General features: G+C 44.7%; 5 protein-coding genes and 3 tRNA genes. 6 read left to right on the forward strand and 2 right to left on the reverse strand.

Annotated features, from left to right (window positions below; genetic code table 11):
• Positions 1–109 precede the first annotated feature (109 nt).
• Positions 110–194, forward strand: a tRNA-Tyr gene (locus tag HRU42_RS19960).
• A gap of 188 nt (positions 195–382) precedes the next feature.
• Positions 383–1444 (forward strand): PLP-dependent cysteine synthase family protein, encoded by a 1062-nt coding sequence (locus tag HRU42_RS19965; RefSeq protein WP_295033724.1) that lies wholly within the window; start codon positions 383–385, stop codon positions 1442–1444.
• Positions 1445–1624: 180 nt separating this feature from the next.
• On the opposite strand, the gene queE is transcribed toward HRU42_RS19965, so the two are convergent.
• Positions 1625–2293, reverse strand: a complete 669-nt coding sequence (gene queE, locus HRU42_RS19970) for a 7-carboxy-7-deazaguanine synthase QueE (protein WP_295033726.1) — start codon at positions 2291–2293, stop codon at positions 1625–1627.
• Between the two features lie 168 nt (positions 2294–2461).
• On the opposite strand from queE, the gene queC reads away from it, so the two are divergent.
• Entirely contained in the window at positions 2462–3151 is a 690-nt protein-coding gene (gene queC / locus HRU42_RS19975; protein ID WP_295033728.1) for a 7-cyano-7-deazaguanine synthase QueC, read from the forward strand.
• A gap of 2 nt (positions 3152–3153) precedes the next feature.
• Positions 3154–3771, forward strand: a complete 618-nt coding sequence (gene rrtA / locus HRU42_RS19980; protein ID WP_295033729.1) for a rhombosortase — start codon at positions 3154–3156, stop codon at positions 3769–3771.
• Positions 3772–3841: 70 nt separating this feature from the next.
• On the opposite strand, the gene uvrB is transcribed toward rrtA, so the two are convergent.
• Positions 3842–5857 (reverse strand): excinuclease ABC subunit UvrB, encoded by a 2016-nt coding sequence (uvrB, locus tag HRU42_RS19985; RefSeq protein WP_295033731.1) that lies wholly within the window; start codon positions 5855–5857, stop codon positions 3842–3844.
• A gap of 1034 nt (positions 5858–6891) precedes the next feature.
• Here uvrB and HRU42_RS19990 point away from each other — a divergent pair.
• Positions 6892–6967: transfer RNA gene (locus tag HRU42_RS19990), tRNA-Asn, on the forward strand.
• Positions 6968–7013: 46 nt separating this feature from the next.
• Positions 7014–7089 (forward strand) — tRNA-Asn (locus HRU42_RS19995).
• Positions 7090–7103: the final 14 nt, after the last annotated feature.

The raw sequence follows: 7103 nt of genomic DNA on the forward strand, positions 1-7103 counted from the left end.
CCTTCTCCCTCCACCATCTTTGTTTAGTGACTTTAGACCTGTGAAAGCTAATGTTTCTTCATGTTGTGATTGTTACGGTAGAATGATATTAGTCAGAAGATAAAAATGTGGAGGGGTTCCCGAGTGGCCAAAGGGATCAGACTGTAAATCTGACGGCTCAGCCTTCGAAGGTTCGAATCCTTCTCCCTCCACCACTTCTCTCATAAACCGTCTATCTCACCTGCACATCCCCCTTGGGTTATCTCAGTTCCATTTGTAAATTTCCCAGCTTGACCCCCCTGTCTATCTAGGCCTATCGCCTAAATTCAACTTTCACGATTTATTAAATTTAGTTATTATCTGCTAAATTCCGTTTGATCCACCTTCAACAATCAGAGGCAGCATGGCATCTTCTTGGATAAATCAGGCAATCGCGATCATAGACGCTGATTATCAGCGTAGTGCTGACACACATTTAATTAAGTTAGATATCCCGGTACTTACGGGTATCGATATCTACCTCAAAGATGAAAGCACTCATCCAACAGGAAGCTTGAAGCATAGACTGGCTCGCTCACTCTTCCTTTATGCATTATGTAATGGCTGGATCAGCGAAGGGACGCCAGTCATAGAGTCCTCATCGGGCAGCACGGCGGTATCGGAAGCCTATTTTGCCCGACTATTAGGCTTGCCCTTTATCGCAGTAATGCCTCGCACCACCGCGAAGAAAAAAGTGCAACAAATCGAATTTTACGGTGGTCAGTGTCATTTTGTCGATCACTCCAATGAAATCTACGCAGAATCAGAACGTTTAGCCAGTGAATTGAAAGGCCATTACATGGATCAATTTACCTACGCTGAACGGGCAACGGATTGGCGAGGCAATAACAATATTGCTAATTCGATTTTCGAGCAGATGAACAAGGAGCCCCACCCTATACCCAAGTGGATTGTGATGAGTCCAGGGACTGGTGGCACATCGGCGACGATCGGGCGCTATATCCGTTATCAACAACTCGATACGCAACTGTGTGTTGTCGATCCTGACAACTCGGTTTTCTATGATTACTACACTGGCGGTGACAAGTCGATCACATTGGTCAAGGGCAGTAAGATTGAAGGCATAGGCAGACCCCGCGTCGAGCCATCTTTCATACCTGGTGTTATCGACCATATGGAGAAGATACCTGACACTGCATCGGTGGCAACCATCTACTGGTTAGAGAAGCTTATCGGTCGTAAAGCTGGGGCATCGACCGGAACCAACCTTTATGGGGTACTACAGATAGCCGCCAGGATGCATGCTAAGGGCGAAACAGGCTCATTAGTCACTCTACTATGTGATTCAGGCGAACGTTACCTAGACACTTACTACAACCCTGAATGGATTCAGGAAAACATTGGTGATCTCAGCGACTTTGACAACCAGCTGAAAAATTTTGATCTCACGGGTCAGTTAACTTAGACAGTAAATACTGTGATCCTGATTGGGCCTGATTGGGACTGAGTGGACTAAAAATAAGATGGGTGTTCTCAACGAACTGGGGAGCAGGCCCAGAGGTCTTGATATGACAGGCAAGCTAGCTTACTCATGTTCCCTTAAGCCGAATCAATTAGCTCGCTCGGCTGCAGGGCTATGGCAAGATTAATCTATATTGAGGTATTTATGTGTCTGTATCGATAAACGCCAGTTACGCTCGATACAGGTTTTCATTGCTAGCTCTGTGGCACGAGGTTTCTGGCTAATGGGTTGCAGGCAGATTGTCTTACCATAAAGTTCAATCCCCTCGAGTAACTCATCCAAATCATCGATATGTTTTGACGTGGCTACCGGATGCTTAATCTCATCGGCTCGCTCGAGTGCCTGAGTCAGTACTGCCATGCCCGCTTTCATATTCACCTTAGGTGACACTGTGACCCAAGTCTTATCTGAACAGATCACCTCGAACGTACCACTGGTCTCGATTTGAGTCCCATAACCTTGGCTGTTGAGTTGTGATGTCAATTCGGTCAGGTCATGGATGCATGGCTCTCCGCCCGTGATCACAACATGCTTAGCATTGAAACCTTTGCGGCAAAAAAAGTTAATCAGTTCTTCAGCGGTTAACTCGGACCAGCGACCAATCTCTCCATCAACCTGTATCACCCATTCCGGGGCGACTCGATTTTTCTCAAGCACATCCCAGGTATGTTTAGTATCACACCAAGAACACCCAACTGGGCACCCCTGAAGCCTCACAAAGATGGCAGGTACGCCGGTAAAAACACCTTCCCCCTGGATGGTCTCAAAAACTTCATTCACTGGATACTTCATGATCTACCTCTACAAGGATGGCCGGCATTTATAGTGTATTTTTTGTTTGCAGGCAAGCTTTAACATCACTCAAAATCGAGTAAAAATCCGATACTGGTACCAGTGATATTATACAAGTGAGGGTCTGTCAGTTAAAATGATGGCAATTTAAATACTTGAGTGATCATTATGTCAAAAGCAGTCGTCGTTTTTAGTGGTGGACAAGATTCAACAACCTGTTTAATCCAAGCACTCGAGCAATATGATGAAGTTCACGGTATCACCTTCGATTATGGACAACGTCATAGTCAGGAAATTGAAGTCGCTAAGGGACTAGGTAAGCGTCTTGGTTTAGCGAGTCATAAAGTCCTGAATGTCACCATGTTAAACGAGCTAGCCATTTCGGCATTAACCCGAGACGATATTGCCGTATCGAACACACTCATGGACAACGGTTTACCCAATACTTTTGTGCCGGGTCGTAATATCTTATTTCTCACTTTAGCTGGGATTTTTGCCTATCAAGTGGGCGCAGAGGCCGTGATCACCGGAGTGTGTGAAACGGATTATTCAGGCTATCCCGATTGTCGTGATGATTTTGTCAAGGCGATGGCATCGGCGCTGGTTCAGGGAATGGACAGACAGCTTGAGCTTGTTACCCCCTTGATGTGGCTAAATAAGGCCGAAACCTGGGCACTTGCCGATAAGTATAATAGCCTAGCCTTAGTCCGGGATGAGACCTTGACCTGTTATAATAATATAGTGGGATCAGGCTGTGGTACCTGTCCTGCTTGTTTATTAAGACAAACGGGGTTAGATGACTACTTGAATAACAAGGCCCAGGTACAGTTAGATTTAGCCGCAAAAATAGCGCAGTAACTATGACGCTTATCATCCCCACAAAAATCAGGCAGTGGTTATCTTCGAGTTATTGCCTGGTCACTCTGGTCACTATCCTATGCATAGGGCTCTATGGGTTAAACTTGGCGGACCTCCTCGCTTATAGAAGAGTAGAGATAGGTGGCGGCGAGTATTGGCGACTTCTGAGCGGCAACTTGCTTCATACCAATGCCTGGCATTTATTGATGAATCTGGCAGGCCTTTGGGTCATAGTGCTGCTCCACCATAGCCATTATCGTTTACCGCTGTTCATTTTGCTCTTCGGGCTCTGTTGTCTGCTTCAGGGCATAGGCCTATATCTGTTTTATCCCGGTTTGATCGGATATGTAGGCCTGAGTGGCATGCTGCATGGATTATTTACCTATGGCGCGATAAAAGACATTACCACTGGATTAAAGTCAGGTTACCTATTGTTGTTTGGTGTCATCATCAAGGTGTCTTATGAGCAGGTTTATGGTGCCAGTCAGGAAGTCACTGAGATGATAGGTGCAAGAGTCGCGACAGAGGCTCATCTGGTGGGCGTTATCAGCGGCATCATCATCTTCTTAATGCTTTGCGCTATCAGCGCGTTACGAAGGCAAGGTGCAGACGCTAGGTAGACAAGACGGCAGATAACATTAAGCTACAATACCGGTCTGGATATGGCAGCTTAATGTTAAGTTCTTTTTATCAAGCTTTAATAAAGGCATCTCTGAGCTTCAGCACTTGATCCCTGACCGCCGCGGCTTGTTCAAATTCTAAGTTCCTTGCATGTTCATGCATCTGCTTCTCTAGCGCATCGATTTGATGGCTTAAACTTGCGGCATCCTGGACGACATACTTAGCCCCGTTTTCTGCAACATTAAGACTGCTGTAATCTCCTAAGATCCCCTTGTCTCTCTCGCCCACATCCATCACATCGGTAATTTTTTTCACGACTCCTGTAGGCGTTATACCGTTATCGAGATTATATTGATGCTGCATTTTACGCCGTCGATCTGTTTCCCCCATGGCTGCCGCCATGGATTTAGTGATGCGGTCGGCATACAATATGACCTTGCCATTAATATTTCGGGCAGCGCGCCCCATAGTCTGAATTAATGAACGTTCGGAGCGCAAGAAGCCCTCTTTATCGGCATCAAGAATACACACCAGGGAGACTTCTGGCATATCCAAGCCTTCACGCAGTAAGTTGATGCCAACCAGGACATCGAAGACGCCCAAACGAAGATCTCGAATAATCTCAACTCTTTCAACCGTATCTATATCTGAGTGCAGATACCTTACCTTGATGCCATGCTCATCTAGATATTCACTCAAGTCTTCTGACATGCGTTTTGTGAGTGTCGTGACCAACACCCGCTCATTGACCTTAATCCTTTTGCCTATCTGAGATAGCAGATCATCGACCTGAGTCCCTACGGGTCTAACTTCCACTTCAGGATCCAGTAAGCCAGTAGGCCTAACCACTTGTTCGGCAATCTCTCCATCGCACTTTTCGATTTCATATTGACTCGGAGTCGCGGAGACAAAAATCGTTTGAGGCATCAAATCTTCAAACTCTTCAAACCTAAGAGGACGGTTATCGAGTGCAGAAGGCAGGCGGAAACCATATTCCACCAGATTTGACTTCCTCGAACGATCGCCTTTATACATGGCACCAATTTGAGGCACTGTGACATGAGATTCATCGATGATCAGCAAGCCATCATCGGGTAGATAGTCCAGCAATGTCGGCGGTCCCTCTCCGGTGGCTCTGCCCGATAGGTAGCGTGAATAGTTTTCTATACCCGAGCAATAACCTAATTCCACCATCATTTCCAGATCGTATTGAACTCGCTCAGATATTCGCTGGGCTTCTACTAATTTATTGTTGTCCAGTAATTGCTGCTTGCGTTCTTTGAGCTCCTTTTTTATCTCTTCTGTAGCCGCTATGATTTTTTCTCTGGGCGTCACATAATGGCTCTTGGGGTACACAGAGATCCTGGCGATACGCTTTATAATACGGCCAGTGAGAGGATCGAACATGCTTAACCGCTCAATTTCGTCATCAAAAAGCTCAACACGTATCGCATGCTTGTCAGAATCTGCCGGAAATATATCAATCACTTCCCCCCTGACTCGAAAGGTACCACGATCTAACGAAATGTCGTTACGCTTGTATTGGAGTTCGCTGAGACGTAAGAGAATATCCCTTTGTCCCATGAAGTCACCCTGCCTAAGATGTAACAACATCTTCAAATAAGATTTGGGGTCACCAAGACCATAAATAGCAGATACCGAGGCGATTAAGACCACATCCTTGCGCTCTAGGAGTGCTTTCGTTGCAGAAAGGCGCATCTGTTCGATATGTGCATTCACCGACGCATCTTTCTCTATGAAGGTGTTGGTGGAGGGAACGTAGGCCTCGGGTTGATAATAATCATAGTAAGAGACAAAATATTCTACCGCATTGTGCGGGAAGAACTCTTTCATCTCTCCGTACAGCTGCGCCGCCAACGTTTTGTTCGGCGCCATAATGATCGTTGGTCTACCCATCTTTTTGATAACATTAGCAATAGTAAATGTTTTGCCTGAGCCAGTAACCCCAAGTAGAGTCTGAGTCGCAAGCCCTGATTCAATGCCATCGACTAACTTAGCTATCGCCTTAGGTTGATCGCCTGCAGGCGAGTATTCTGATTCCAGCCGAAATATTGATTCTGTCACTAACCGAGTTCCTTTTTTAAGCAGCGCAGTATTTTAAACCAATTAGGTGACGCGTGTGAATAAAGATGAGATATATTTATCTGCATCGAGATAAATTGGCACAATAATGAGATAAGGAATGCGTTAACCCCCTTATACTCACCATAGACACTAAAGTCGTAGCAGAAAATAATAACAATGCCATTTAGTTTTAATGAAATTTAACAACATAGCTTAAAAACAGTAGATAAGCTTAATAGTTAACCGAAAACCAATGAAACGGGCGGATTAATTCACAACTAAAACTGTCGCTAGGGTTACATTTTTGTAACCCTGCACAGTTCGGTTACAATAAACACTTGCATTTATTAAGCGACTGTTATAAATCACTTTTACGCAATGGTGATTTTTTTGACGATTTTAAGTTCAAGCCCCTGTTTATGAGGCTTTGAAACACATTTCCATGCTTAACCCACAGGCTTATCCACAGATTTAGTGGATAACTCAATCTAAGCCTTACCCTGCGTGGGTTTAACCCCTTCCTATAAAACCTGCTCAGAAAAGTCCTTAGATGTAATTTTACTACATATGGAAGTCTGCATCATATTCAAGGCTTGATAGTGGGAAGTGAGATTGCACTTGGCCGCATTTGGCCGCATATAGTAACCAAAATGATAACGAGAATAATAAAACCGACCCACCCCCTCTCTCTTTCATCCCCTCGCCTAATGACTTTTGCCTATAAAACCACTCACAATTCATTATTATTTATCGGTGTTAAAGCGCTAATAGAGATAAATCAGCAAATTCAGAGCACACATTAGGTCCAAATCCATAAATTTAAGTCGATAAAAATAAGAGTCATGCAATAAATCATGTTTTCCCCACCAGAAAAATTGCTCACCCAAGCATCAAAATGCACAAATCTACGTCAGGACGAACATTAGATGAGCACTTAACAGCAAAATTACACTTTTTTCTCATCCTCGAGTTGACTCATCATCAAGAGCGATTTAATATGCGCTCCGTCTTCAACGACGACTAGCTTTAACGTTTCCCCTGTAGTTCAGTTGGTAGAACGGCGGACTGTTAATCCGTATGTCACTGGTTCGAGTCCAGTCCGGGGAGCCAAAGTTAGCTAAATTGAAGACGTTCAGAATGATGTGTTAAAAAGTATTCCCCTGTAGTTCAGTTGGTAGAACGGCGGACTGTTAATCCGTATGTCACTGGTTCGAGTCCAGTCCGGGGAGCCAATATTTGAAGTAAT

It is taken from the genome of Shewanella sp. (genome assembly GCF_013214165.1).
In the GTDB taxonomy this organism is placed as follows: Bacteria; Pseudomonadota; Gammaproteobacteria; order Enterobacterales; family Shewanellaceae; genus Shewanella.

Coding starts and splice junctions, on each gene's coding strand:
- HRU42_RS19965 (WP_295033724.1), top strand. CDS start 383: ATGGCATCTTCTTGGATAAATCAGGCAATCGCGATCATAGACGCTGAT.
- queC (WP_295033728.1), top strand. CDS start 2,462: ATGTCAAAAGCAGTCGTCGTTTTTAGTGGTGGACAAGATTCAACAACC.
- rrtA (WP_295033729.1), top strand. CDS start 3,154: ATGACGCTTATCATCCCCACAAAAATCAGGCAGTGGTTATCTTCGAGT.
- queE (WP_295033726.1), bottom strand. CDS start 2,293: ATGAAGTATCCAGTGAATGAAGTTTTTGAGACCATCCAGGGGGAAGGT.